Origin of the sequence: Methylovulum miyakonense HT12 (genome assembly GCF_000384075.1) — a bacterium.
Classification (GTDB): domain Bacteria; phylum Pseudomonadota; class Gammaproteobacteria; order Methylococcales; family Methylomonadaceae; genus Methylovulum; species Methylovulum miyakonense.
Genome location: NZ_KB913025.1, coordinates 4,660,145 through 4,687,143, shown reverse-complemented (window position 1 = coordinate 4,687,143; position 26,999 = coordinate 4,660,145). Strand labels below are relative to the sequence as shown.

The following is a 26,999-nucleotide window of genomic DNA, read 5'->3' as shown; positions in this document are numbered from 1 at the left end:
ATAGTGCCAACACATGATCTCGTTCTCGTCGGTGCTGGCCTTTTCCTGGACGGTGTCGTCGAAGATCAGGCACGCGTCATCCTTCTCGATCTGGCGCACGGTGCGTTTGGCATCAACCCACAAGTCTTTTGAGGTATACAGCCTGGCGGACATGTGGCGGGTTATTTGGTCATGGCTGACTTCACCGTCAAGCATCGCCGACAGGCTGGTCGCCGTCGCCAAGCCTTGGTTGCAAATCAGGTAGTCTGTGTAGAGTTCTGTTTTTTCTTTATCCATCCTGAAATGATACGCTTTTTGGGATGGGGGTGCGTAACATCAGTTGCTACTATATAAAGCCTTCGTCCTTAAAAATAACAAAATCATCCTATGAATAACTCAGGCGCAAAAGCTGCATTAAAAGGCTACCGGTTCCAAACGTTATACACTTTAGTTGAAATCCTTGAATCTCATGACAGTGATAACATATTCCAACCTGAAGGAGTTATCGGCCAGGCATCGTCTTACCGCGATGAATGGGACAGTTTTATCGAGGCGGTCAAGGAAGCCGATGATTGGGCTTTCCAGAATTTTGTGATCGCCAATACCTCATCCGATCCAGCGCAAGCCTTGCAGCGCTTATTGCCTTCGTTCAGTGGTTGCCCGGCATTATTTGCTAAGCGGTTTCAACTGGAATTGGACTTGCGTGGTCAGGTTATTGCCATCATTGAAATCCGGTAATCGATAACATTCATTATAAAACGGCTAAGGGCGCACTTATCCATGGTAAGTGCGCCCTTTTTTTGTTTGCTAAGCTCTGTTGACATAACTTAGCGCAACCAAATCAAGGCGGAGACGAAACAAAGTAATCCCCTGTTTGCGCGCAAGCTTTTCGAAGCGGGAGAAGATACGGCGGTAATGCTTGATTTTGCCGAAGAAACACCCGATGGCATGGCGCTTCTTATAAGCGTCCCAGTCGCATTCGCGGGGGTCGGCGCGGTTGGCCTTGGGCGGGATGACCACCGCCATGCCACGGGCTTTGATGGCGTCAACCAGCGCGCCGCAATCGTAGCCCTTGTCACCGCCTAGGGCTTTGGCCTCTTCCGGGGCGAGTTCCAGCAAGGCTTCGGCCTGGCCGATGTCGCTTTTTTGGCCACCCGTCAGGATGAAGCCCAACAGGAGACCCAACGCGTCGGTGATGGCGTGGACTTTGGTGCCGGAACCGCCCCGGGAGCGTCCCAAAGCCTCGGCGTTGCTGCCAGCCGCCCCCGCCGCGCAGGCGTGGGCGCGGTTGATAGTGGAATCGATGAAAACCGCTTGCAGGTCAGGCAGGTGGATGCAGCCTTGGTGGAGAGGCTCCCAAACGCCGAACTGGCACCAACGCGAAAACCGCTTGAACACCGTGTCCCACTTGCCCAGTGTTGCCAGCAACAACCGCCACTGCGCCCCGCTGCGTAGAACCCACAGCACGGCACAGAGAAAAGCCCGGCATCGGCCAGGGTCGCCCACCCGGACATAGGGATGGGTCTCTAGGATTGGGCGGATGGCCTCCCATTCCCGATCACTGATGGCTAATCGGTTCGCCATTTCAAATGGCGCATATATCAACGGGTTTCTGTTGTTATGTCAACAGAGCCTAAGCTGACAGTTAATATCGAAATCTGTCTTTTTACATGACTGATAGGTGACTACCCGCCGACATTGAATCATGTCATTGCTAAGTTTAGCGGTTGCAGCTATGCTACCGTATACTCATGAAAATTGTCGTAGATACCAATATTTTTTTGGCTGCCTGTTTAAGCCAAGGCGCTGCTAACGCGGTGATCGCTGCTTGTTTACGAGGTCAGGCCATTCCCTTAATGGGCACGGCATTGTTTAACGAGTACGAAGATGTACTGGCCCGGACAACGTTATTTGACCGTAGTCGTCTGAGTGCTGAAGAACGTAATGAGCTTTTGGATATTTACCTCTCGGTTTGTCAGTGGACGCGGATCTATTATGGCTGGCGGCCGAATCTACCTGACGAGGGCGATAACCATTTGGTCGAGCTAGCGGTTGCAGGTAATTCACAATTTATAGTAACTCGCAATCTTCGTGATCTATCCAGAATGGAATTGAACTTTCCGCATTTGACTGTCCTGACACCTGAATCATTTTGGCTATGTCACCGTTAATTGTGGAAGCCTTAAATGACGCGGCTTTGAGCGAAAGCCGCAATCCGCATTAAATAAGGCTTTGCGCCGAACATAAAATTTTTTCAACAACTAACGATGACATAGCCATCATTTTTGAAGGAAATAGCAGCATGACAGCAATGACCGTAAGACTACCCGATGACAAGTACCGTCGCCTTAAAGAGGTGGCTCATCAGCGTGGCACCAGCGTCAACCGTTTGATCGACGAAATGGCCACTTTGATGCTCGCCGAGCTGGATGCTGAAACTCGTTTTTTAATTAGGGCCGAAAGGGGCCGTGGAAACTTGGCGCGAGGCTTAGAATTGCTTGAGAAAGACTAACCTAGCAAGGCGGATTCGGCAATTCGCCATGGCTTTGAAGAATATTGGCGTTTTGCTATCGCGAAAACGGTCATCGGTTATTGATTTTTACATCGGGTTGTGTTTTTTGACTTAATTTCTTTGTGTTAGACGACCGCTTTATGTCTCTACCCGTCCTTGAAAACCAGTCCTTGTCCGTCTCTTTGGGTCGATAGCACTCTTTGGCGAACGAATTGGCCCGATTGACCCAAAGGAGACAGTCTGGCTTGTGCAAGCTCAACGACAGGTTTTGGGATAGAACTGCCCCTGGAATGTTCAGGATGTGTTGGAAATCATCGGCTATTGCCGCCATTCGCAATATATCGAGGCGGATTCCGGCAGTGTCATTGCAAAGATGCTGGATCTGGAAAAATTCTGGCTTCGAAGTAGAATGCAGATCCATTGCATGTCTTAAGCCAGAAACATTATCATGGAGCAAGCAAAATCGGTGCTATATACCCTGAAAAATTGGCCATGTGAAATTAAGATTAAAGCTTCGCTCGTTGGATTTGCCTGACAGAGTTTTAGAATCTAGATTAAGCCAATTTCAAACTAACGTTCATGCACTTATGCAGTATTTTTGTCCTTATTGAATCTTGGGGGTAATTTATGTCATGCCAATACGTTGATTTTCCTGAAAGATCACAAAAACTTCTGGCAGCCGGCAGGTTGTTGCTAGAATCCATTCGCGACGAGGAGGTTGATCGTGGTATCGCTATCCAAAACATCGAGTCCGCCACCCAGGCCGTCCGTCCGTCTGAATTCATTTTAGGTTTCAAGCCCGCAATCGACGACGAATCCTATCAGCCTGCATACGATGCCGATGATGTCCTATCCGGACTCCTGTTTGAATTGCAATCGGCCAATATCCTGATGTCCTCCGGCATCGCGCTCAACGAGCATGGCCGAGGATCAGATGTTGCGCTGCTTAATCAGTCTCTTCTGGAGATAGCGATCTCCAAGGGGGAAGTGACGCAAGACTTGCAAGCCCGCGCCAAGCTGGCGTTTTCTCCTGAGAGTCTTGCAAAATCGCCAAACCTCGATAAGGCCAAGGAGACTTTCCGCCTTAATGCCGACAGCGTTCTCACGGGCATCGTTGATGATGCGGTTCCAGTCGTCAATGCTCTATTCGAGCAGTTGAAAAAATTAGATGCCACCAAGGTTTTGGAAGCTATCGCCGAACTCGGCAAGTCATATGAAACTATCGCAGCCGCAGGCAACCTAATTCGAAAAGGTGCCGAGAAGTTAAAAAATGCCCTGGAGGCTCTTTCAAAGCTGTTAGGAAGCGAGGTATTGAACCGGATCAAAGACAAGATTCAACAGATTTGGCAAAAGTTCCAGGATGGTGAACATACTAGGGCGTTGTTGCATTGGGCTTTTGGGGTTGAGGAGGCGGAATCGCTGATTGCAAAGGTTTGCACCACGGCAGGTGTCGGCTTGGGTGAGTACGACAGCGCTTCCCATGATCTATCCGCGTTGTATTCCAGATACGGGAATACCATCAAGCTGCTGCGCTCTCTGATTTCGGCAGTGGCGCTTGCGGGCGGCATTATGGCTTTTCTGCACCTCTCGACCCCAGCAGTGCCTCTGGCTATGGCAGGCGTCTATGCAGTCTTGATTGCGGCTACAGTTCTGGTAGGCATGGATTATTGCGATTCAGGGCGTGGATTGGGCTGGGTCGATGGTGTTGGGAAGATCACGGATAAACTGCTTCGCCCCGAAGTTATTCAGACACCATGACAGACAAAGAACTGTTCCTGATGCGCATGGACGCGCTCGTTGAGCGATTGAAAGAAACCCTGCGGGCCGTTGAAGCCGTCAAAGCTATCAACAACTATTTGTACAGGCGCGCCGCTGCCGAGTTTCAGTTAAGGATCAATGATAAGCTCAAGGAAATCCAAGCTCAGCGCTCGATGATTAAGGACAATTTCGACTCCGCCGAATGGCGCGCACAACAGGACTGCGAGCAAAATTGCTCCGCCTTGTTCCAGGAGTGCTTGGCGTTTCTGCAAGCCGCCCACACCCGGGGTCAAGACGTGGATGCCTATCTTTGCGTATTAGCCGACGCGCTGCTGGATGAACTGGCCAAGGTAACAGAAATAACATGGAACCGTTTTACTGTGCTTGCTTCCGAGGAATTCTTCTTCGATATGGCGCAGATAATCCGTTTGCGGTTCCCTGTGTGCGGGATCTGGGACTTGCCCGTGTCCGCACACGAATTCGGCCATTTTGTGGCGGGCCGTCTCAACCGTGCGAAGCTAGATGGCATAGGCCATGAGCTCCCGTTTCAAAAATATAAAGAAGCGTTCAAACAACAGCACCCGGAAGGAGGGGATAAATGGATGTTTTATCTTGAAGAGTTTTTCGCAGACATCTTTGCCACCTATACGCTCGGTCCCGCTTATGCCTGCACATGCCTTCTGCTTCGGTTTTATCCCGCATCGGCTCAGCACGGACTGGACAACCGGCATCCTCCCGACAGTTGGCGCGCACAAGCCATATTGCAGACGCTTCGGTACATGAATATGGAACAAGACAGCAAAGGCCGTTCCAAACTCCCCGTAGACCAGCTCGAAAAATTCTGGACGGAAACCCTGGATTCGGCGGGTGTCGTCGTAGATGTTTCGGAATACGACACAATCAACGGGATTGTTTCGAGCCTCTACCCCGACTTGTGCGCGGCAGTGCCGCACGCTCGCTTCAACCGCTGGGCTTCCGCGCTGGACATGTATTCATGGCTGGGCCGTACGCCGCCATCACAAACACCCCCTCCCGATTTCAATATCTCCGACCTTCTCAATGCCGCTTGGCTCTGCCGTTTGGGTCCAGATACCGATCCCACTCAACTGAGCAAAACTGTAATCGGCCTGTGCCAGACTGCGGCCAGGTAATAATATAAGGTTTCCTTCATGGATATACTAAAAATACGAGTAGAAGCTTTGCACTCAAACCTCAACAAGATTAGTGGACATCTCCAGGCGATCCCAGATCCTAGGGTAGACTTGAATGAATTGGATAAATACCTTAATGGAGCGGTAACATTATTGAAGAATTCTAAAAAAATTGTGTCTCATGCCAGAATAGATTCTGAAGATGACGCACCAGGAATATCTCAAGATTTAAAAACAGCCGAGGAAGATCTGGATAAGACCAAACAAGAGTTAACCAAGGCCATATCGATTGTCGAATCAATGCGAAATAAATGCTTCCGTATCCAGGATCGTGATATCGGAAAGAAGATTGCTGAAGATGTAAGAGACCGGACAAAACCTTGTATTGCAGCTCTTGATGAAATAGAAATATATTCCGCTGATCCGAAACAGGAATGGGACAAATTTAGTAAAACCATAGATAAGGTGAATGAATCTATATTTGCGGAATACATTGAGTTTTTGGGTGGCCTAGCAATGCGGGACAGAGGTTTCGACGAGGATATTAGCCAGATAGCCGACGGACTTATCCGAATCTACTCTTCTACAAGAGATAACATAGATCCAATTGCCATTCCGACACGCGAGCAAGCGGTTAACATCTCTTTGACCCGCGTCATCCGCGTTACGTTTCCAGACTGGTCTATTTGGACCTTGCCCTCCACCGCCCATGAGTTTTGGCATGTGATGGCCCAGGATGAACTTAAAGATAGGCTTCAGCTTGCGTTGCGTAAGCTGACAGGAAATAAAAAAGACACTATCCAGCCATATTTCTATAACTGCTTAGCAGATGCTTTTGCCACTTATACCATGGGACCGGCCTATCCATATTACGCGATTTTTCTTTTGTTGAGTCCATGCAGCCCTTACACAGCCAAATCCACTGATGCTGCGGATGATATACGGGTCTACGCCATGTGCCAGATGTTGGCTTGTATGGACTCGAAAGAATCAGCTCTTGAACTGCCTTACGCCAAAGTAAGGGCATGTCTTGACAAGGTGTGGGCTGACGCTATTGCCGAGACTTCAGCCAAGCCGACTGAAAAGCAAAAAACTCGAATCGAACAAGACAAGAAACGGGCGTGCGAGCTTGTCAAAACTCTATGGGAGGTGTTACTCAAAAGTAGTTACCCGTTATTTACGTCTGACGTATGGCGCACAATCGAACCTTGGGCGACTCTATTGCGCAATGGCAAGGTGGATGAAATACAAGTGCCACAGGGAGCGGAATTGCGTCATGTATTGAATGCGGCTTGGCTTGCCCGTGTCGATCCCATGCGCAACCCAGATGTGGATATCACCGCCGCTGCCAAAAACTTGGCAAATCGCATCAACGAGAGGCAATATTAAATTATGGCTGCACCACTTCCCCCAACCCCCGGGCGTACCCCCGATATCTTTCCTATTGACCAGAGATCGCCTTCACCGTCATCCGATTTGCCTTCGGAGTCTGCGGTAATTTCTGAGTTGCGCACCGCTCTTGAACGTGCACGGGCTGAATTCAGTTTGCGCCACTATGACTCGGTAAAAAGTATTCTTGACGACTTGCGAAACAAACTACGGCATCTTGATGGTTCTTCGCCTAGTAATACAAAGTTTGCTAGTTTGATATGTTTACTAAAGGCCAGTACATGGTGTTTGTATGGCCGTCTCTCCTATTACCTAGGAGCACTGGAAGGATCAAAAAGTGCTTTCAATGAGTCCGTACATTTGTTTGAAAGCCAAGACTTAGCTTTAGTACGGGAAAACAGTCGAATCTGCACCGATTATGCCATCTCACTATCCCGGATTGGACGCATGGACGACGCTTTCAAACTATTAAAAGAGATATGCGAAAGCGGTGTGGCGCCGCATGAAGCCTTTGGCTATCTTGGATGGGTTTATCAAGCTGAGGAACACTGGGCGGAAGCCGAGGATGCCTATCGCAAGGGCTTGCAACTAGCCCCCGGCGACCCGAATATTTTGCAATATCTGGCAGAAACATTGGAAGCAGAAAAGATGGCAAAGGAGGCGACAGAAGCATATTGCGACGCTGCACTGGCGGCAATCAACCTCGAAGATATGCAAACCGCCGCCGAATTTGCTAATCGCGCCCTCAACCTTACGCCTACCGACGCAGAAGCACTAAACATCGCATTTAAGATCGCATACAAACATCAAGGCATAGAAGCTTCCATGGCCATAGTGGAAAGGGTTCTTCAGCACGATGCCAAACATTCATGGGCGCTGGGATTGAAGGCGACATTATTGCGTGAAATCGGTCGGCCTGAAGAGGCAATCAATATTCTGCGCGAAATTGATGTATGCGCGCCTGAATTGGCATGGATTTTTGTTGAACGCGCCAAGGTACTACTCCAGATCAATCCGGGAAACGGTGAGGAAGCGCTTCATCTGCTTGATCTAGCGTACAGCTTAAATCCTTTGTTCGAAGGTATATCCTATCTTCGTGCGGAAATACTGATTGATGACCTAAATAGGCCAGAAGAAGCTGTTGAGCTGCTACGCAAAGCCATTGAAAATGAGCCCAATAACATCTTGTTTGCCAACGAACTGGGCCGGGCACTATATCTGTGTGACAACATGGAAGAAGCATTAAAGGTATTTGATGATACGCTCACCAATAACCCGAAATCCGTTGAGGCGCTCGTGGGAAGAGCCGTCACACTGAACGCACAGGGCAATTTTGATCAAGCGCTCGGCACTCTCCGCAGGGCAGCGCGTTTGGATCCAGAAAATGATATTGTCTTCCGGCTGATGGTCGATAGTTTGATAGAAAATGACCGCAGTGAAGAAGCTCTCGAAGAGGTTGACAGCAAGATCCATGGCAACCTCCAGAATTCCGCGTATTGTTACTGGAAAAAAGGGCAGATTTTGCTAAAACAAAGCAATTATAACAATGCTGCCGAAGCACTCGAACAAGCGGCATTACTGGCTCCCAATGATGCCGACGTGCAGTTAGACTTAGCCGAAGCCTGGTGCCAACTTGATAAGGATGACAAGGCGGGTGAAGCATATACCAGCGCCCTTAAACTCGCCCCAGATTCTATAAATGCTATTTTCAATAATGCTTATTACCTCTCCCAAATAGCTGCTTTTCGGGAGTCTTTTGAGCTTATAAACCAAGCTATCGAGAAATTCCCCAACGAGGCATGGTTTTGGGGCTTGCGAGGCTGGTGCCTGTCACACATCGGGGACCGCCCATCTGTTGAGGCGGCCTACGAGTCGTATAAAAAGGCATGCGAACTCTCCCAAGAAAGGCAGGGGGAGATGGAAGGCCGGTTTCAGAAAGGATTAGCAAATACTCTTTTCCAATTAGACCGGAGAGATGAGGCAAAAAAAAATTTCGAGGAAATCATTGAGCAGCAGAAGTATAAAAAAGGTAATGAAATCGAAATCCTTCAGCTACTCGGATGGTGCCATTACCGGTTGGCGCGTTATGACGAAGCCATGCGACTGCTGCAACAAGCCCTATCTGTCGATGAAGAGCCAATTACGGTGCGTTTCGACTTGGCTCTCACCATGCTTGCTGGCTCGCGGGACTCGCTTGCTTTGACCGAATATCAAGGCGCAATAGAGATGGCATCAAAAAAGCACCGTCTGCGTCAGCGCGGGCTATATTACATAGCTCTCTTTGATTTGGTAGACGCCGCTAAAGACGGAATAATAGGCTCGGATAGCAGAGAAATTTTCGAGCAGTTGCGCTGCCTTCTGGCGGAATCCGGTGTGGATTTAAGCATGCTGCGCTGGCTCGGCAAAGATTTTCCAGTGTGCCTGTGACGGCCGATCTCTTACTTATCTGTTTTGATAAGCAGAATGTCAGCCGACACGCGCCTTATCGATTCGAGTGAAGGAACTTACTAGTTGTTTTGTTAAAATTATCATATGCCGCTGCGGGGAGAAGTAATGCTGGTTGTTGTGTTCGGCACGTATTATGACAATTTCAAGTTAACGACAGGTATATCCGCCAGGAGAGAAATAGTCAAATCTGGTGTACAGCCGATTTGAATCAGGCGGCCATCTGCGGTGTTTCTTCTGTTTTTTCCGGTTCCGTGATGACGGCCATGCCATCCTGAAAACGCACGCCGTCGATCACCTCCGGCAAGCGCTTGAACCCGCCTATCCGGCGCCATCCCTTTTCGGCGGCCAGCGTTAGCTGAAAGACCAAGCCCAGTAACGTATGCCTCGACACGCAATTCTTGGTGCGGGTAGTCCGATGCCGGATCGTCGCAAAGGTCGATTCAATCGGATTCGTCGTGCGAATGTGTAGCCAGTGCTCGGCGGGAAAACCGTAAAAAGCCAGCAGCGATTGCCGATCTTTTTCCAACACGGCCACCGCCTTAGGATACTTGGCCCCGAAGTCGCGCAGGAAGCTATCGAAAGCTTTATTAGCCTGGGCTTGGGTGTCGGCCATCCAGATTGCTTTTAAACCCGCCTTGGAGGGAGTCCGGCAGCGCCGCCAACACATTCGCTGTTTTGTGTACCCAACAGCGCTGGTGTTGCGTGGATGGCCAAGCTTCATGGATGGCCGACCAGAAGCCCAAGGCGCCGTCGCCGGTCGCCAATTTCGGTATGCTTGGTAAACCGCGAGCTTGCAGGTCTTGTAGCACGCTCAACCACGAGGCTTTCGATTCCCGGTAACCGTCGGACAAGGCCAGCAAACGCTTTTCCCCCCTGTTCATTGACGCCGATGATCACCAACAAACACAGCCGGTCGTCCTCGCCGCGCAGGGTTGAATAGATGCCGTCGGCCCAGACATAGACGTAGCGTTCCTGCGATAAATCTCGCCGGTTCCAGGCTAGATAGTCCTCGGCCCACTTGTGCCCTACGGGTATTGGGCTTTCATACCCACAAGGGCATAAAGGCGACTGACCACGGCGGGTGACAAGCCTTTGGCCTCATCGCCCAACAGTACCGATGAGGCCGACTGCATGTCGCCGGTGGAAATACCGCGCAAATACAGCCACGGCAAGGCCGCTTCCACCCGTTTAGCTTTACGGACATAGGGCGGCACCAAAGACGAGTGGAACTTGATCTCGCCGCCGGAACGGTCTCGAACCTTGGAAATTTTGACCGTCACGTTACCCACACCCGTCACGATCTGACGCTCTGGCAGATAGCCATTGCGCACCACGGTTTGACAGCCTTGTAAATCGGTGACTTTGGCGTATTCGCCCAGAAAAGCGTGTAACTCCGCCTCAACGGCCTGTTGGATCAGGGCCCGGGCGCCTGTCTTCAACAAATCCGTCAACGGATCGTTAATCGTACTGGCCTTATGCCACTCTTTTGCATTGTCTTGGTTCATGGCGTCTCTCAGGTTGCTGTTATTCGATCTCGACAATCGTATTTCAGCAGAGGGCGCCACCTCTCTTCAACTCGGGCTGTACACCAGATTTAGTTATAACTCCCGCCAGGACGAATGACTGTTGAAATCGGAGGAAAGTCAATATCTGCAGCCGTGCGAACGGCAGGTTATGCGGTGGAACTGACATCCCAGTGACCGCTTCAACTGTTGACGCTTTGGCCGGAAATGGCCCAGACCGTGTAAAAACGTCGAAAAGATGAAACCCCCAGAGGATATCGACCAAGTTTGCTGAACTCACGCCGCTCTGGGCGGCTAACGTTTCTGAATGGCGTTTACTGGTTTATCGATTTGATTTGACCAAATTGATACGGATAGCCATCGGTAATAGGTAAAAAAGAGCAATAAATGGCCGTCAGGCCACCATTGCTTCCATCAGGGCAGTGGTTCCCAGCATATTCATTACCCGTTTGAGATTGTAAGCCAGCACATGCAGACTCATCTCGGTGCTGACGCGATCAAGCGTCTTGGTCAGAAAATGGGTTGCACCCATCCACGCCTTGAGAGTGCCAAAGGGATGTTCCACCGTCTGGCGTCGAATACGCATACTGTCAGGCGCTTGATCCAGACGCGTTTGCATGGCATCAAGCACATCTTCATGCTCCCAGCGAGTCACTCGCCTTTCGGTGCTGGGCGTACACTGAGCCTTGAGATCACACTGCTGGCAACATGAACTCCAATAGCGATGCAGATTCAGTCCATGCTCGATTCTTGATGAACGCCAACTCAGGGTCCGCCCGGCAGGGCAACGGTATTGGTCGGTCTCGGCATCGTAAATAAAATCGGCCTTATCAAATCGTTTTCAACGGGCTTCTTTTTTGTCATGTACAGAGATTTTTCGGTGTTGTCAGTGGGTAATTGGGCATACGGTTTCATGGCTTTTTGGCGGTTCAGGATAAGGCTTGGTATTTTAATCTGACGGTATTTATATGGTCAGCAACATTTAGGAAAGATGTCTATTCTATAGAGCCAGAGTTTTCTAATCTGTTAATATCGTGGTGGTATCGTATTGGCCTTTTGCAAGTTCCAAGGCAGTCCGTCCACCGTCGCTTCCAGGGCATTTTCAACCCCATCATCCAAATCCGCAAAAAAATCCAATCCCGTTTGGGCTTCTATCGTATCAATGCTGGTGACAAATTGCGCTAGCGGTTCTTTGCCATTGACCGTTTGCGGGACTAAGAACGCTAAGGCCTGGGGTTGGCCGGGCGGTGCGGTGTCGGTGATGTAAATCTTGTAAAACGCATCCGGTATTTCCACTTTCCAATCGGAATACAGGCGTTCCACCGTCCCGCTAAAAATCGGCCCGGTGACGACCCAAATTTTACCGAAGGTGCGCGCAAAATGATTTATTTCAGCGTCTTCCAACCGCTCCCAGAGTTTTTGGTTCAGGTTCTTTTTTTGCGGCGTGATGTTGGTGAGCAAGAAGCTGTCAGCTTGGCCTTGTTTGCCGTATAAATGGCTGATGGCGTAATTCGGTGCCATGTGGCCACGGTCATAACCGCTTCTGGAGTAACTGTCGTGGCTGATGCGGTTGAAGCTGCGCCAGTCGGTGGTGAAACGGTTAGGGCGTTTCAGGTTTGGCGCGTTATCTGGAACCGGTGTGAGCGCGTATTCCACCCACAGCGGGTTGCCGCGTAAATCCGAATAGCCGATGATGAAGCCATGGTTGCGCAAGACGCGGAACCATGTGTCGGGGTTTTGCCAAGCAATGGCGTGGGGTTCGCCTTGATATAACAAGGCGGGGCGGGCGATCTGGCTTTCATAAGCATAATCGCCAGCACCGATTAACAGGCCCAACAGCAATAGCGAAGGATGGCGGAAAATCAGGCGCAATAAGCCGAAAATTAATTTGAAGCCGTTTAGGGGTGGTCGTCTGCTCATGGAGAATGTAAAAACCGGTTTGAATCGGCTTACTATAGCTATCAGGAAAAGTTTTGTCTGCATTCGTGTCGTAGTCGTAGGCTGGGATGAAGAGATAGCGAAATCCCAGCACCACAAGCGACTCTGCTGGGGTTCCTTGCGTCACCCCAGCCTTTGCCGGGTGTCATAATGAGAATTGCTGTTTGTCTGCATTAGCCAAATTTACCTTGATCCGGCTGTGGTAGAATTTCACCTTTTTAAGGTTTGGGGCGGACTGAAAAAACTGCCGTCCCACCGCCAAATCATTTGGACGAACAAAACACATGGCTAGCAACGCACACAACACGCCGCTACAAGTCCTAAAAACGGTGTTTGGTTATGAGAATTTTCGGGGCCAGCAGCAAGCGGTGATAGAGCAAGTGCTGGCGGGCCAGGATGCCTTGGTGCTGATGCCGACCGGAGGCGGCAAATCCTTGTGTTACCAGATACCGTCTTTGTTAAGATCCGGTGTCGGCGTCGTCATCTCGCCACTGATCGCGCTGATGCAGGATCAGGTCAGTGCTTTGCTGCAATTGGGCGTGAAGGCGGCGTTCCTGAATTCCACCCTGGCCTTGCCGGAAGCCCGGCGCATCGAACAGCAATTGCTGGATGGCGAGCTGGATTTGCTCTATGTCGCACCGGAGCGGTTGGCTTCCGAATACACCCGTTCTTTGTTCGCCCGGATCAACATCGCCTTGTTTGCGATAGACGAAGCCCATTGCGTCTCGCAGTGGGGGCATGATTTCCGTGCCGATTATTTGCAATTGTCGATGCTCCATGAGCGTTTCCCGTCCATTCCGCGCATCGCCCTAACGGCGACGGCGGATGACCGTACCCGCCAGGAAATCACCGTACGCTTGGGTTTGGAAAATGCGCAACTGTTCCGCAGCGGATTTGACCGCCCCAATATCTGTTACCGGATTGTCCAAAAACAAAACGCCAAACAACAATTGCTGACCTTTATCCAGGCCGAACATGCGGGCGATGCGGGTATTGTTTATTGTTTGTCACGCAAAAAAGTCGAAGAAACCGCTACGTGGCTGACCGGCAAAGGCATCCGGGCCTTGCCGTATCACGCCGGGCTTAGCAATGACGTGCGCTATCAGAACCAGCACCGTTTTTTGATGGAAGAAGGTTTGGTGATTGTCGCTACGATTGCTTTTGGTATGGGCATAGACAAACCCAACGTGCGCTTTGTCGCGCATCTGGATTTGCCGAAAAGTGTCGAGGCTTACTATCAGGAAACGGGCAGGGCAGGGCGGGATGGTTTGCCCGCCAATGCCTGGATGGCGTATGGTTTGCAGGATGTCATCACCTTGCGGAAAATGCTGGCCGAATCGCCCTCGGATGAGGCGCGTAAGCGGGTGGAATTCCACAAGCTCGATGCTATGTTGGCTTTGTGCGAGCAAGTGCATTGCCGGCGGCAGAATTTGTTAAGTTATTTTGGCGACACGCTAGAAAAACCTTGCGGCAACTGCGACACCTGTATGGAACCCGTGCAAACCTGGGATGGCACCTTGGCGGCGCAACAGGCTTTGTCGTGCATTTACCGCACCCAGCAACGCTTTGGGGTGGGCTATCTGATTGATGTCCTGCTCGGTAAGCAGACCCCGCGCATCAGCCAATTTGGCCATCAGGGATTGTCCACCTTTGGCATCGGTACGGCCTTAGACGAACAGCAATGGCATTCGGTGTTCCGGCAACTGGTGGCGCGGGGCTTGGTCAGTGTCGATTTTGACCATTACGGCGCGTTGCAATTGACCGAGAGTTGCCGCCCGATTTTACGCGGCGAACAAAAGCTGATGCTGCGCAAAGACGTGAAACCGGAAAAAATCAAAGCCAGCCGCACCAACAGGGCGCAAGGCGATTCAAGTTCGCTGTGGGAAGCCTTACGTGCCAAACGCAAGGAAATTGCCGAAGCCCAAGACGTGCCGCCGTATGTGATTTTCCATGACGCCACCTTGATGGCGATGATGGAAGCCAAGCCTGTCAATCTCAGGCAAATGGCGATGATCTCCGGCATCGGCACGCGCAAACTTGAACAATATGGCGAGCAGTTTTTGGCGGTGATTAACGTGTTTGCAGGGGCTGGCGAGGATTTGGCGGACACCGCCAGCGAATCGTTGAACCTGTTCCGCTTAGGGTTTACCGTCGCGCAAGTCGCCGAAAAACGGAACTTGAAAGCCAGCACGGTTTATACCCATTTGGCGCAATCGTTGGAACAAGGTTTGTTGGAATTGGGTGACGTCGTGGACTTGCCGCAAGCGGAAATCGGGCAAATCGAAGCGGCAATTTTGGCCTTGCCGGAAGAACAGAAAAATGCCCTCAAACCCGTGTTTGAGCAGTTTGAGGGGCAGTACCCTTATGAGATTTTGCGTTGTGTGCGGGGGGCTTTGTTGGCTAAGACGTGATTCACGGAAACATCAAATTTTTTGTGCCAAATAAGGATTTGTATAAGGCGATGTCTTTCTTGAACGTTTTGCTGACTTTGGCAACCAATTCGTCATCATATAGTGTGGCGGGTTTGGGGGCTTTGCCGGTTTTTTTCATGGCACGGATAGCGTCGGGGAGATAATCGGCATGGTTGCCGTCGCTGACTAATTCAAAACGCTCTATGCCGTGGCGGGTCAGGTTTCTGGCATCAACGATTTCAATCTGGGCTTTGTTTGCTATGGTGTTTTGGGTGGTGGCGAAGGTTTCCAAATTGAAATAGTCGTCGTATTCCTTATACACTAAAAAATCCACTTGTGGTTGCCAGTGGATATTCGAGCGCAAGACATTGGCTTTTGTGACCGCATTGACAAAAACCCTAAACGTCATGGCTTCAATTTCTATTTTTCTTTGCACGGCGTCGTACAATTCCCAAGCGACGCCCGTCGTATCGACGATTTTGTCCAGGTATGCGCTTGCCAACCGTGCAAACGGGCAACGGAGTATCACAAACGTGTATTCGGCTTGGATCAATGCGGCGAGGTCGGCCCGAAAGGTGTCGTTGTTGCTGTGTATCCAGTTGAAATCCGCCTCACGGCTAATGCAACCGTTTGCCATTGCCAACGACAGGCGCATGGTCGAGCAGGCATTTTTAGGGATAAAACTATAAACGCTGTTGCTCCGGTAAATACGTAACGCGAAAGCTTGGGCGAATTGATGCGGGACGTTTCTGTTCAAAGACAGATAAGACGTGTCAGCATAATTCAGTTGGCGTTTTTTCATAAAGGCAATTTGAAGCGTGGGAACAGTCCCGTGTCCTAGGGCTTAGGTGTGGTTGCCGTTGGTTCTGCCGGTTTCTCCTCCTCTTTTTCAAGGATATCGAACTCATTGTCCAAATCAACATTATCCTTTTGGCTTTTGCCGTCGGTGATCAAATATTCGCGGCGTTGCTGGTAAGCGTTTTTAATAAAGTCATAGCGGTCGGAGTTGGTCGCTTCATCGACTATTTTCCCCGTTGAAAGCAACTGCGCACGGTTGTCGACTATTTCCACAAATTTTGCGCCAGCTGTCGAAGCTGCGGCAGTGGTGCCACCAAACATGGATATATAAGTGAGCGGGTTCATGAAAGCGTCGCCGACCAAGCCGAGTGTCTCCCTAGGTGAACCGGGGCCATAAAATGGCAGCACCAGATAGGGGCCGGAAGGTAGGCCCCAGACCGCCAGGGTCTGGCCAAAATCTTCACTATGTTTAGGTAAATCCATCATTGTCCCTACATCCATGAGCCCGCCTATGCCAACAGTAGAATTGACCAAAAGGCGGCTCAAATCCATACCGCTTTGCAGCAGTTTGAATTGCAGCAAATCGTTGACGGTGACACCAATGTCATTGACGTTACTGAATGCGTTGGTCACACTTTTGTCAACGAACTCAGGGGTCACCCATTGGTAACCTTGCGCCAATGGTTTAAGCAGGTTTCTGTCCACGCTGTCATTGAATGCTTGTGCCCCCTCGTTCCAGCCTCTCCAGGGATCATTATCTGTTGAGGCGCAGCCAGCCAGCGTTAAGGCAACCAGTAGGCCACTTAATATACGAGGCTTCGTTGTGATTTTTGTTAATTTCATTATTCTTCCCGTGTATTTGTTTTGCTTTTGCAGGCATTTTGGCATTATTTTTAGCCTTGAGAAAGGGTTCTTCAATAATACCAGTGATTATAACGGAGAAATTTTATTAGAATCAGATGGTTTTGGCATATTTTTGCGTAGCTGCAAAAGCTGGCCGCTGTTTTTCAAAAAATGGAATGTAGTGTTTGGATGAGAAAAACGCCTGCCATGAATTGAAAGGCGTGCGGCTATTGGCTAAGGTGTTGTGGTGAGGGTGTGGGGCAGTTTCGGATGCCAAAATTGTGCTGCATCTTAGGTATGTATCGCTCAAAGGGTGAATTGCCAAAAGCCAGTGATTTATTCCATAAGTAATTACACAAAAGTAACCCGGTATTCATCGCCGAATTTTGAAAGGATGTCCAATACGGCCTGTTTCAATGTCCCGTAACTGGCATAGCACGATAGGGGCAGCCATTCATACTTGATCTTGCGCCAGACGATTTCGATCAGGTTAAGCTCAGGGCTATAGGGCGGCAGATAATGCAACACGACACCTTGCGCCATCCAGTCGTCGCGGCGTGCCAAAAAGGCGCGGCTGGTGTGCATGGAAGCGTTGTCAATAATGACGACGCACGGTTTTTTATGGACGGCGTAGCCGTCGCCATAGTGTGCGGCAAACAGGTCGAAGGCCCCGGCCACCTGTTCAGTTTTGACGCGCCCTTCAACGGTGTGGAAAAAAGACCGGCTGTCCCGGGAAACAAACCCCAGGACATTGAGGCGCTGGCTATGGAAACAGGGGATTTCCAACGTCTGGCCTTTGGGTTGCCAGGCGTAAGGCACGGAGGACGCGGTGCTGAAGCCGGATTCGTCAAAATAGAACAGGCTGATTTTGTCTTCATCGTCCCATTTTTTCAGGGCGGTTTGGATGTCCTTGGCCTTGGCAAAGCCCTCGGCACAACGCCTGCTTTTTACGGAGCGCCTGCACCGCCGCCATGAATAACCGGTTTTTTTAAAATGCGCCTTAACGTCCCGGTCGCCGACTTTTTCCGGGTCCGGGCCTCCAGAAGGGCTTGGGCCTGCTTGATTTGGCGCGGTTCTTCGTCCAATTGGGCCCGGAACAGTGCGATTTCTTCGGGCGTGTAAATCGGTGGCCGCCCGGAGCGCGGTAAATCCCCAAGCCCGCCGACACCTTGCGCGTTGAAGCGGTTGATCCACTGGCTGATAGGGTCACGGTCAACCTGGAAAATGGCTTGTAGCTGGTTTATCGTATGCCCGCTGCCGCTCAGCAACAAGGCGTGGGCGCGTCTTCGCACCTTAAAGTTTGGGTGGGTCTTGTAAAGCGCATCCAACTCTTGCTTGTCTGTGTCGCTGAGTGGCCGGACAAATTTTAAACGTGGCATGGGGGCGGTGGCTCAAAAAGCTTATATTTTATACCCTTTAACTTATGTCAAATTACTTATACGCCCCCCGATTCCCTCTAGGGCAACCTTTTTCGATAGCCGACAAGCTCAATGGATTACGTCCGTTTTCAACTAATATCGAATACCAATCGGGGGACTCTGTATCTTTTAGCGCGATTTTCTTCAAGTAGCGTTGGTAAAGGATTTGCAGATACATGGAAGCTTCAAATCTGGATAAAAACGCGGCGCTATTCGGTGGTTTTTTCATCAATCAGACTCCTTTTGTTGGTGTTCGAGCTGGCGGTTTTCCCATTCTTTGAAAAGCTCCTTAGCGGTTATTTCGACTTTCGATAAATTTTTGCAGTCAACGGGGTGTCTATTTGGGTCTTCGCACATATCTACCATCTCTGTTGGCACTCCCTCTGCAAGCAATCTATTCTTTACTTCGTCCAAATACATGTTTAATGCGTAATAGACAACTTCATTTATCGCTTGATTGGTAATCTTTCTGTTGGTTACTTCAGTCTCAATGTCCAATTTGACATTAAATCTAAAGTCATCTACGCGCCAAAACTTCACTAACGATAAAAGCTGGTCATTACTGATTAAAACTGAATGAACGCCGAAGCCGTTACCCTCAGCCGCTTTGATATAGCAAGCTTGCTTTATGCGTTGACGGCGTTTTTTTTCCGCCTCTGTTAGTGGTTTACCTCCTAATGTCGGCCTTCCCATTTTCTTCATTTTCGTAAACCTGTGATTATAATTAAACAGAGTGTAGCGTAGCACAGTTAACTAAATAGGATAATCACTAAATATTTAGTGATTGTCCTATTTAGTTTTGTAAGGCACAAAAAAACCGCTGGTTAAGCGGCTTTGGCGTGGATGTCGATTAGCTAGGCGGCAATGATTTTGTACAGTGTAGGACGGCTTATCCCAAACTCTTTGGCAATTGCGCTTTTATCTCCCCCGCTGGCTACTTTGTCTCTAATCTGTGCGGTTGTTTCCGGCGTTAGCTTCGATGGTGCGCCTAATTTTTTACCTTTGGCTCTAGCCGCGTCTATGCCCTCACGCTGTCTTTCTTTAATGAGGGTGCGTTCAAATTGGGCGAACGCTCCTAACATTTGGAGCATTAAGGTTTGCATGGGTGAATCGTTTGAACCTTCGAAAGTCAGGCACTCTTTGTGGAATTTGACGGTAACCCCTTTTTTGTTGAGGGCTTCTACTGTTTCTTGAAGGTCTTTCAAGTTTCTTGCTAATCGGTCGATTGAATGGACGTGGAGCGTGTCGGCTTCCCTGAGGTGGCTTAAGCATCTTGTCAGTTCCGGCCTGTCGGTATTCTTGCCGCTGGCCTTATCCGTAAATGTGCGGTCAAGGTCGATACCTACTAATTGACGTTCTGTATTTTGTGAAGTTGATGATACGCGAACATATCCGATATTTTGACCTTTCATTTTTTCCACCCTCTTAAATGTGTTAAATAATGTCTCAGACATAGATTAACACAGTGTAAGATAAATTCAAATATACTTTACTTTACACGACATAATGCGGGCTGCAAGGGAGGGCTTAAAGTGTTAAATAATGTATACTTCATTTACAGGGCTTTAAAGGGGTATTTGTTTGGTGATCTTATTTTGCAAGGGGTAAGCGAAACCGAATCACTGATTTAAATTTAGGTTTTCAAACAATTCTAGTTTATAAGTTCGTACCAACAATTTTTTGACTTCAATTTTACTTAGACAAATGAAAAAAATAATCTCATCCATTGTTTTAATCTCGACAGCTAGTTTTGCTTATGCAGAGCCTGTTTATCTTAACTGTAGTATTCCCAGCATTCTAAATGGAGGGGATGTTTTTTCTGTAAGCATTGATGAGAGTAATGGAAAAATTTCTCAAACATACCCTAAAGATTCTAAATTTTCGTTTAATGCTAATGGCATGTATTTACCTAATAGCATATCTTACAAGGAAGATGTTGATGGTAGGGATCGAACCTATGTAATTGATAGAGCAACACTTTCAATTCAAATGCGCGACATAAACATACAATATGGTGATAACAAGGTATTTTTGAGTGAAGGGCAGTGTTCAAAAGTTGAAGAAGTAAAAGGTAATAAAATATAGCATTTAGTAGTGATCTTTAATCCAATTGCAACGGGTTATGGCGCGTTTGTAAATTGTATAGCTACATTTGCCGATATTATCTTTTCTAATTCATTCACTAAATTCTCATCCGATAAAATCCGCAGTCCTTGCGCACTTGGTGTTCTAATCCACGAATCAAGTTCATTATTTGTAATCAATACAGGTGCTTCAAAGTAACAGCCTTCTATGGGTTCGCCCGATAAAACAGTAATTTTGTATTGTTTGTGTTCGCCATCATTATTTGTTTTTTCAGTAGATTTAAATTTGTAGCCTAACTTATAAATTTTTCTTTTATTTTCTGTCGTAACTTCAATCACATAAATACTGCACCCTAGAGCAGCCTTAGTGGATTCAGTGTCTTTATCAGTTAAATAATATGGCTTCCCAGCTTTCTTAAAGCTCTCTATAAGCGTTGTGAAAGGGATAAGATTATTTTTATCTTCGTGTTTTAAAACGTAAGCATTCACAAGTAACCTCATTTTTTTATTAAATTTATCGGACTTCGTTAATTTGCTGACGATTTAAATACCCTTGATAGCTTATACCAAAATCAACCAGCTTTATTGCGTCAAACATCACGCCAACGCGGTAATCTTTCCCATACCGCCCATAAGTCATGGACTCGCTTTCGTGTCCGATGATAGCTTCTGCAACCTCCAGCGGTACGGAATTTTGTTTAAATTCATTGGCTAAGGTATGCCGGAAGCTGTGAAAGACCTTCCCGCTATCAACAATGCCGCACCGGATGCGGTATCGGGTGAACCACTTGGAAACCGACGCCCCATATTCGCCTTTGACGGGGTTTATTTCTGCAAACAGCCTTGTATTGCCATTTGCCTTGATTTGCCCAACATAATCCAGCAAACCAAGTTCATGTAATTTAGGATGGAGTGGGATGTATCGAAGTGCCGCTACAGTTTTGCCGTCCCACTCCCCATCCTTACCAAGTGCGATACAGTCAATGCCGTCAACCAGTTTGAAGTTATAAATCTGCAAGCGGCACATTTCCTCAAGTCTCATACCGGTATAGAGGGCAATAATAGGCATCCAGTATTGATAGGGGTGTTTAAACCCTTTACGGTATTCTTTGGAGTCAAACAGCCTGATTAGGTCGTCTTTGTCGAAAGCCTGCCGCTCGTCTGCCGCTCGTTTTTTCTTGCCAAGCGTTAAGCCTTCAAGCGGGTTTTTGTCGATATAGCCTTGATTTACCGCCCATCCAAACAGAACGCTAACCCTGATAATGTTGTTGTTGATAGTGTTATGCGCCAGCCTATCTTGCTCTGGAATATCCATAGCCAACAACTCAAGAATTGTTTTGTCCCTGTAGGCTGCTTTTTTGTTCATGTTGGCGGGAAGCTTTAGATATTTCTGTTTGAAGTCTCTGGTTATGGCTTTGTCGATAGACTTAATAGGAATATCACCAACAATAGATTGAAACAGGCTGAGGGTTGCTTTAATTTGGTCTAGGGTGCGGTTTTTCCAACGCTTAAGGGTTTCGCCCTCTTCAAAGTATATTTTGATTAACTCTGATAATAGCGGGGCTGGTTCCGGCGGAATTTGCCGCTGGTTGGGTGCTGAATTGGCTTCTATCGCCGCAAGCCTTGCTTCAAAAAGAATTTTTTCTCTGGCCTCATCAAGTTCGTGTTTTGCCTCTTCCCTAAGCTGATTTAAGAGGTATTCCCTGTGAGGCTTGCTATCTTCATCTAAATTGAGGGCAATTTTTCCCTCAATGGTTTTCTCCTCGCCATCAGGCATGGTAAGCCGCCGATTACCCTCTAAAGTACGCTCTTCGGCAAGGTAAACGCCTTGCTTAAGCTTATCCAATTCTTTGTCCAATTCGACACGATAGGCGCGGGCTAGCTTTACGGCAAGCCGCAAGCTGTCTGTTTGCAAAGATTTCTTGATTTCGGATTTTTTGAAGTGTTGGCATAGTTGGAGCGGTATCCTCGCTCTGAAAAAATACGTCCCAAATTTGTTACGCCACAAATAGGAAGGGGAGTTCATTGAACTTGATTTGCTGGGTTCATGTGGCCTAGTTTGAGGCCACATTTGTTGCTGTGAACCCAACAAATCAAAAAAATGCTTTTAAATCAGTATGATGGTGGAGGCGGCGGGAATTGAACCCGCGTCCGCAAGTACTCCGCCACAAGGTCTACATGCTTATCCCGTACTTTTGATTTAACCGATGACTACCCGCCGGGCCAAGAAAATCATCAGCGATTCCGTAGGGTTTTAGCGCATCCACACCGGACAGGCTTCAGCGCGATCTTATGTAAATGACCTCTGAACGTCAGGCGAACCCGACTCTACCCGCATAAGCACAAATAGTCAGAGGAATGGAAGCTGTGTTTAAGCAGCGAGAGCCATTGAGTAGTTTTCGTCGTTTGCGAATACTTTTTTTCTGTAGATTTTACGAGGTGTACAGTCCTCGGCATGCACTCTAGGTTTCGCTACCCACGTCGAAGCCATGTCGCCCCCGTGGACATTATAGTCTACTGGATTTACCGTAATTTTGCTATGGCCATTAATTTATTTCTTTTAATGTTGATACAGATCAATTTAAGTTAGAAAACCTTGTTTGACGTAAGGTAGGCAATCACCCATAATTTTTGCGTGGTAATAACAATAAAATAACCCATGAGGAGAAAGATTATGTCATTGATAACTTGGACGCCCGAGCAATTCGGCACTAACGTTGGTTTTGCTGATGAAGAGCATAAGGTATTGTTTGATAAGCTGAATAAATTATATGATTTGGCAATTGGCGGTGCGGCGCGGTCTGCTATAGGCACGCAGTTGGATGATCTGATTGCGTATGTGGTCGAGCATTTTGCCCATGAAGAAAGGGAAATGCAGGCTAAAGGTTTTCATGATTACCCTGCCCATAAAGCAGAGCATGTTGCGTTGATTGGCATTTGCGCCGATTTACAGAAGAAGTTCCATGCGGGCGAAGCCGAAGTCACCGAAGAAGTCGGCCAATTGGTAAAAGGCTGGCTGGACAACCATATCCCTAAATTTGATAAAGCTTATTCCAATGCGTTAAACCGTTAATCCCGGCATTGTTATAGCAACATCTGGCATTGCACAGATAAAAAGACAGGTTTTTGCCTGTCTTTTTTTTTGCCTGCCATCCCGCTATCGGGGGAGTTTAGCCATACTGATAAAATGCCAACGTATTATAATGTTGCGCTTTGTATCCCCTGACTTTATATCCCATCCATGCAACCCGCCTTTGTCCATCTCAGACTCCACACCGAATTTTCGCTGGTAGACGGCATCGTCAAAATCAAGCCCTTGGTAAAACGCTTGGCGGAACTGGCCATGCCCGCCATTGCCGTGACTGATCACGCCAATTTGTTTTCCTTAGTTAAATTTTACAAAGCCGCAATGGGGCAGGGCATCAAACCGATTGCCGGGGCGGATGTGTGGGTGGCCAATCCTGAAGACGCGTCGGCGCCGTTCCGTTTGACCTTGTTGGTCAACACCCAGCAAGGCTATGTGACGTTGACCGAGCTGATTTCCAGAGGTTATCAGGAAGGCCAACACCTAGGCGTGCCAATATTGCAAAAAACGTGGTTGGAAGACAATCATGATGGCCTGATTGCCTTATCGGGCGCGATGGAAGGCGATATTGGCAAAGCCTTGCTTTCAGAAAACACCGAGGCGGCGCGGCGGTTGGCGGATTATTGGAGCGATTTGTTCCCGCAACGCTTTTATTTGGAAGTGCAGCGGGTCGGTAAACCGGAGGAAGAGCGGTACATCGCCGCCGCGGTGGAATTGGCTATTGCCACGGGTTTGCCCGTGGTGGCGACCAACGATGTGCGTTTTCTGCATAAGGACGATTTCGCCGCCCACGAAGTGCGGGTGTGCATCAACCAAGGGCGGGTGTTGGACGACACACGGCGGCCTAAAGATTACACCGAGCAACAATACCTACGCAGTAGCGGGGAGATGCAAGCCCTGTTCGCCGATTTGCCGGAAGCCTTGGCAAACACGGTGGAAATAGCCAAACGCTGCAATATCACCCTGACCTTGGGGCAGAATTTCTTGCCGGATTTTCCGGTGCCAGCGGGCATGACGCTGGGCGAACTGATGGCGGACGAAGCCAAAAAAGGTTTGGCGGAGCGCTTGCTGCACCATCCGGCTATCGGCAAAGGCACGGTTGAAGAAAACGAAAAACCCTATTATGAGCGTCTGACCATCGAGCTGGACGTGATCAACGCGATGGGTTTTCCGGGCTATTTCATGATCGTCGCCGACTTTATCCAATGGGCGAAAAACCACCAAATTCCGGTCGGGCCAGGGCGAGGTTCCGGTGCGGGTTCGTTGGTCGCTTACGCCTTAAAAATCACCGACCTTGATCCGATTGAATTTGATTTGTTGTTCGAGCGGTTCTTGAACCCCGAACGGGTGTCCATGCCCGACTTTGATATTGACTTTTGTATGGACAGGCGCGACGAGGTGATTAATTACGTCGCCGAGCATTACGGGCGTGACCATGTCGCGCAAATCATCACCTACGGTTCGATGGCGGCGAAGGCGGTTATCCGCGATGTCGGGCGGGTATTGGGTTTTGCTTACGGTTTTGTCGATGGTTTGGCAAAGCTGGTGCCGTTTGAAATCGGCATGACCTTGGATAAAGCGTTAAAAGACAGCCCTGATTTAAAGCAACGTTACGAGACTGAAGAAGAAGTCAAAAGCCTGATTGATATGGCCTTGTCATTGGAAGGCACAGTCCGCAATGCGGGCAAACACGCGGGGGGCGTGGTCATCTCGCCGACCAAACTGACCGACTTTACGCCGCTGTATTGCGAAGAAGGCGGCGGCAATTTGGTCACGCAATTTGATAAGGACGATGTGGAAGCCGTCGGTTTGGTCAAATTCGACTTCTTAGGGTTACGCACCCTGACCATCATCGACTGGGCTTTGCAAACCATCAACGTCAAAAAACACCAAGCGGGCGAGCCGCCCGTTGACATCACCACGATTCCCCGCGATGACTTGCCGTCGTATGAACTGCTGAAAAAAGGCCTGACCACCGCCGTGTTCCAGCTCGAGTCGCGCGGCATGAAAGAGCTGATCAAAAAACTTAAACCCGACTGTTTCGATGACATCATCGCCCTGGTGGCCTTGTTCCGGCCCGGTCCTTTAGAATCGGGCATGGTCGATGATTACATCAACGTCAAACACGGCGCAAAAGCCGAATACGCGCATCCGTTGCTGGAGCCAATTTTAAAACCCACCAACGGTGTTATCTTGTACCAAGAACAAGTGATGCAAATCGCGCGGGAATTGGCGAGTTATACCTTAGGTGGTGCGGATATGCTGCGCCGTGCGATGGGTAAGAAAAAACCGGAGGAAATGGCGAAAGAGCGGGAGAAATTCACCTCCGGCGCGGTTGCCAATCACATTGACGAAGCCATCGCGACCTATGTGTTTGACTTGATGGAAAAATTCGCGGGTTACGGTTTTAACAAATCCCATTCCGCCGCCTACGCGCTAGTCGCTTACCAAACTGCGTGGCTAAAACAGCATTATCCGGCGGCGTTTATGGCGGCGGTGCTGTCGTCGGATATGGACAACACCGACAAAGTGGTGGTGCTGATTGAAGAATGCCAGCAAATGAAGCTGACCATTTGCCCGCCTGACATCAACCTATCTGAGCATAAGTTTACGGTCAACGACAAAGGCCAAATCGTTTATGGCTTGGGCGCGATCAAAGGCGTGGGCGAGGCGGCGGTTGAAGAAGTGATTATCAGCGAGCGCAACGCCCATGGCCCTTACACCGGGCTATATGATTTGTGCAAGCGCGTGGATTTACGCAAGGTCAACAAGCGTGTCCTGGAGGCGTTGATCAAGGCCGGGGCGTTTGATGACTTCAATCCCTGCCGCGCCAGCCATTTCGCCGAACTGCCGACCGTGCTGCGGGTCGCCGAACAGCACAGCAAAATGGCGATGACGGGGCAGAATGACTTGTTTGGCTTGGCGGTCAACCATGAAGAATCCGAAAATGAAGAAGCGTATTCGACCCTAGTGGAACCTTGGTCGGAAAAAGAAAAGCTTGATGCCGAAAAGTCCATTTTGGGCTTATACCTCAGTGGGCATCCGATAGACCAATATGCCGCCGAATTGCGCCAATTCACCAACGGTACGCTGGCGAGTATGCCGGACGTCGTGGAACGCTCCCGCGGGCCGGTTACCGCGCGGGTTGCAGGCTTGGTGATGGACATACGGGTGCGCCAGACCAAAAGCGGCAAGACCATCGTGTCCGTGATTTTGGATGACCGCACCGCACGTATGGAATGTACCGTGTTCGGCGAGGCTTACGAACGCTACCGCGAGGCGTTTGTCCGCGACACCTTGTTGATTGCCGAAGGCGCCTTGGCAATCGACAGCTTTGCCAACGCCTTGCGGTTGAATGTCGAAAAAGTCTATACCATAGAGCAAGCCAGGTCGGCGTTCGCACGGTCATTGCAAGTGCAGTGGTCGGCAACCGGGCCGGAACGGGCGACTATCAGCAAACTCGCGGCTATTTTGCAGGATTTTAAAGGCGGCCAGTGTCCGTTGGAGCTGAATTACCAGTCGCCTGTGGCAAAGGCCGCGCTAAGGCTGGGTGACGGGTGGCGGGTGAATGCGAGTGATGGCTTGGTGGTTAAGCTATGCGCGTTATTTGGCAAGGGTAATGTGGAGATTAAGTACCGGTAAGGGCTGGGGCGGCAGCAATG

Annotated in this window: 21 protein-coding genes, 1 other RNA gene and 4 pseudogenes; 11 read left to right on the top strand and 15 right to left on the bottom strand. The window is 49.2% G+C overall.

Going from position 1 to position 26,999, the window contains the following annotated elements; genetic code table 11:
- Nucleotides 1-276 (bottom strand): annotated as a pseudogene (locus tag METMI_RS0122790) (IS701 family transposase); the annotation flags it as partial.
- Nucleotides 277-366: 90 nt separating this feature from the next.
- On the opposite strand from METMI_RS0122790, the gene METMI_RS0122785 reads away from it, so the two are divergent.
- Nucleotides 367-717 (top strand): hypothetical protein, encoded by a 351-nt coding sequence (locus METMI_RS0122785; RefSeq protein ID WP_019868609.1) that lies wholly within the window; start codon nt 367-369, stop codon nt 715-717.
- Between the two features lie 69 nt (nt 718-786).
- On the opposite strand, the gene METMI_RS25135 is transcribed toward METMI_RS0122785, so the two are convergent.
- Nucleotides 787-1,563 (bottom strand): IS5 family transposase, encoded by a 777-nt coding sequence (locus METMI_RS25135; RefSeq protein WP_051102387.1) that lies wholly within the window; start codon nt 1,561-1,563, stop codon nt 787-789.
- 167 nt (nt 1,564-1,730) lie between these two features.
- Here METMI_RS25135 and METMI_RS0122775 point away from each other — a divergent pair, with 167 nt between their 5' ends.
- The 6 genes from METMI_RS0122775 (at nt 1,731) to METMI_RS0122745 (ending at nt 9,216) form a co-directional block, all read left to right on the top strand.
- Nucleotides 1,731-2,150 (top strand): putative toxin-antitoxin system toxin component, PIN family, encoded by a 420-nt coding sequence (locus METMI_RS0122775; protein WP_019868608.1) that lies wholly within the window; start codon nt 1,731-1,733, stop codon nt 2,148-2,150.
- Nucleotides 2,151-2,281: 131 nt separating this feature from the next.
- Nucleotides 2,282-2,491 (top strand): hypothetical protein, encoded by a 210-nt coding sequence (locus tag METMI_RS0122770; RefSeq protein WP_019868607.1) that lies wholly within the window; start codon nt 2,282-2,284, stop codon nt 2,489-2,491.
- 627 nt (nt 2,492-3,118) lie between these two features.
- Nucleotides 3,119-4,249, top strand: a complete 1,131-nt coding sequence (locus tag METMI_RS0122760; RefSeq protein WP_019868605.1) for a hypothetical protein — start codon at nt 3,119-3,121, stop codon at nt 4,247-4,249.
- Nucleotides 4,246-5,400, top strand: coding sequence for a hypothetical protein (locus METMI_RS0122755; RefSeq protein ID WP_019868604.1), 1,155 nt, complete (start codon nt 4,246-4,248; stop codon nt 5,398-5,400). The genes METMI_RS0122760 and METMI_RS0122755 overlap by 4 nt, the downstream gene beginning before the upstream one ends.
- 18 nt (nt 5,401-5,418) lie before the next feature.
- Nucleotides 5,419-6,789: a hypothetical protein gene (locus tag METMI_RS0122750; protein ID WP_019868603.1), complete on the top strand. Its 1,371-nt coding sequence runs from the start codon at nt 5,419-5,421 to the stop codon at nt 6,787-6,789.
- Nucleotides 6,790-6,792: 3 nt separating this feature from the next.
- Complete coding sequence (locus tag METMI_RS0122745; protein ID WP_083930455.1) at nt 6,793-9,216, top strand: tetratricopeptide repeat protein; 2,424 nt, start codon at nt 6,793-6,795, stop codon at nt 9,214-9,216.
- 229 nt (nt 9,217-9,445) lie between these two features.
- Here the strand turns inward: METMI_RS0122745 and METMI_RS25130 are convergent.
- The 3 genes and pseudogenes from METMI_RS25130 to METMI_RS0122720 all read right to left on the bottom strand — a co-directional run bounded on the left by METMI_RS25130 (nt 9,446) and on the right by METMI_RS0122720 (nt 12,680).
- Nucleotides 9,446-10,742 (bottom strand): annotated as a pseudogene (locus tag METMI_RS25130) (IS256 family transposase).
- 412 nt (nt 10,743-11,154) lie between these two features.
- Nucleotides 11,155-11,598: pseudogene (locus tag METMI_RS25125) on the bottom strand (transposase); the annotation flags it as partial.
- 188 nt (nt 11,599-11,786) lie between these two features.
- On the bottom strand, nt 11,787-12,680 hold the full coding sequence (locus METMI_RS0122720) for a DNA/RNA non-specific endonuclease (protein WP_019868598.1): 894 nt from the start codon (nt 12,678-12,680) through the stop codon (nt 11,787-11,789).
- Between the two features lie 302 nt (nt 12,681-12,982).
- On the opposite strand from METMI_RS0122720, the gene recQ reads away from it, so the two are divergent.
- Nucleotides 12,983-15,109 carry a DNA helicase RecQ gene (gene recQ / locus METMI_RS0122715; protein WP_019868597.1) on the top strand — a complete coding sequence of 709 codons (2,127 nt, stop codon included), beginning with the start codon at nt 12,983-12,985 and terminating at the stop codon, nt 15,107-15,109.
- A gap of 1 nt (nt 15,110) precedes the next feature.
- Here recQ and METMI_RS0122710 read toward each other — a convergent pair whose 3' ends face one another.
- From METMI_RS0122710 to METMI_RS0122680, 7 genes and pseudogenes are all read right to left on the bottom strand, one after another.
- The gene (locus tag METMI_RS0122710) at nt 15,111-15,911 is read right to left on the bottom strand and encodes a sulfotransferase family 2 domain-containing protein (protein ID WP_019868596.1); all 801 of its coding nucleotides are present in this window, start codon (nt 15,909-15,911) and stop codon (nt 15,111-15,113) included.
- Between the two features lie 35 nt (nt 15,912-15,946).
- Nucleotides 15,947-16,750 (bottom strand): MlaA family lipoprotein, encoded by an 804-nt coding sequence (locus METMI_RS25120; protein ID WP_051102385.1) that lies wholly within the window; start codon nt 16,748-16,750, stop codon nt 15,947-15,949.
- Nucleotides 16,751-17,101: 351 nt separating this feature from the next.
- Nucleotides 17,102-17,836 carry an IS630 family transposase gene (locus METMI_RS27315; RefSeq protein WP_232215317.1) on the bottom strand — a complete coding sequence of 245 codons (735 nt, stop codon included), beginning with the start codon at nt 17,834-17,836 and terminating at the stop codon, nt 17,102-17,104.
- Nucleotides 17,752-18,129: pseudogene (locus METMI_RS28085) on the bottom strand (helix-turn-helix domain-containing protein); the annotation flags it as partial. The gene METMI_RS27315 and the pseudogene METMI_RS28085, both read right to left, overlap by 85 nt.
- A gap of 52 nt (nt 18,130-18,181) precedes the next feature.
- A complete protein-coding gene (locus METMI_RS0122690) occupies nt 18,182-18,397 on the bottom strand; it encodes a hypothetical protein (RefSeq protein WP_019868593.1) in 216 nt (71 codons plus the stop codon).
- The gene (locus METMI_RS0122685; RefSeq protein WP_019868592.1) at nt 18,397-18,870 is read right to left on the bottom strand and encodes a phage tail protein; all 474 of its coding nucleotides are present in this window, start codon (nt 18,868-18,870) and stop codon (nt 18,397-18,399) included. Before METMI_RS0122685 ends, METMI_RS0122690 begins: the two co-directional genes overlap by 1 nt.
- Nucleotides 18,871-19,022: 152 nt before the next feature.
- Nucleotides 19,023-19,622 (bottom strand): recombinase family protein, encoded by a 600-nt coding sequence (locus tag METMI_RS0122680; protein ID WP_456299007.1) that lies wholly within the window; start codon nt 19,620-19,622, stop codon nt 19,023-19,025.
- 250 nt (nt 19,623-19,872) lie between these two features.
- Here METMI_RS0122680 and METMI_RS27310 point away from each other — a divergent pair, with 250 nt between their 5' ends.
- Nucleotides 19,873-20,253 (top strand): hypothetical protein, encoded by a 381-nt coding sequence (locus METMI_RS27310; protein ID WP_156829947.1) that lies wholly within the window; start codon nt 19,873-19,875, stop codon nt 20,251-20,253.
- A gap of 35 nt (nt 20,254-20,288) precedes the next feature.
- On the opposite strand, the gene METMI_RS0122665 is transcribed toward METMI_RS27310, so the two are convergent.
- The 3 genes from METMI_RS0122665 to ssrA all read right to left on the bottom strand — a co-directional run bounded on the left by METMI_RS0122665 (nt 20,289) and on the right by ssrA (nt 22,752).
- Entirely contained in the window at nt 20,289-20,741 is a 453-nt protein-coding gene (locus METMI_RS0122665; RefSeq protein ID WP_156829946.1) for a hypothetical protein, read from the bottom strand.
- A 25-nt stretch (nt 20,742-20,766) separates the two neighbouring features.
- Nucleotides 20,767-22,278: a DUF6538 domain-containing protein gene (locus tag METMI_RS0122660; RefSeq protein WP_019868587.1), complete on the bottom strand. Its 1,512-nt coding sequence runs from the start codon at nt 22,276-22,278 to the stop codon at nt 20,767-20,769.
- A gap of 95 nt (nt 22,279-22,373) precedes the next feature.
- Nucleotides 22,374-22,752, bottom strand: a transfer-messenger RNA (tmRNA) gene (ssrA, locus tag METMI_RS26620).
- A gap of 174 nt (nt 22,753-22,926) precedes the next feature.
- On the opposite strand from ssrA, the gene METMI_RS0122655 reads away from it, so the two are divergent.
- Nucleotides 22,927-23,325, top strand: coding sequence for a bacteriohemerythrin (locus METMI_RS0122655; protein ID WP_019868586.1), 399 nt, complete (start codon nt 22,927-22,929; stop codon nt 23,323-23,325).
- Between the two features lie 168 nt (nt 23,326-23,493).
- Nucleotides 23,494-26,979 (top strand): DNA polymerase III subunit alpha, encoded by a 3,486-nt coding sequence (dnaE, locus tag METMI_RS0122650; protein WP_019868585.1) that lies wholly within the window; start codon nt 23,494-23,496, stop codon nt 26,977-26,979.
- The last annotated feature ends 20 nt before the right edge of the window (nt 26,980-26,999 follow it).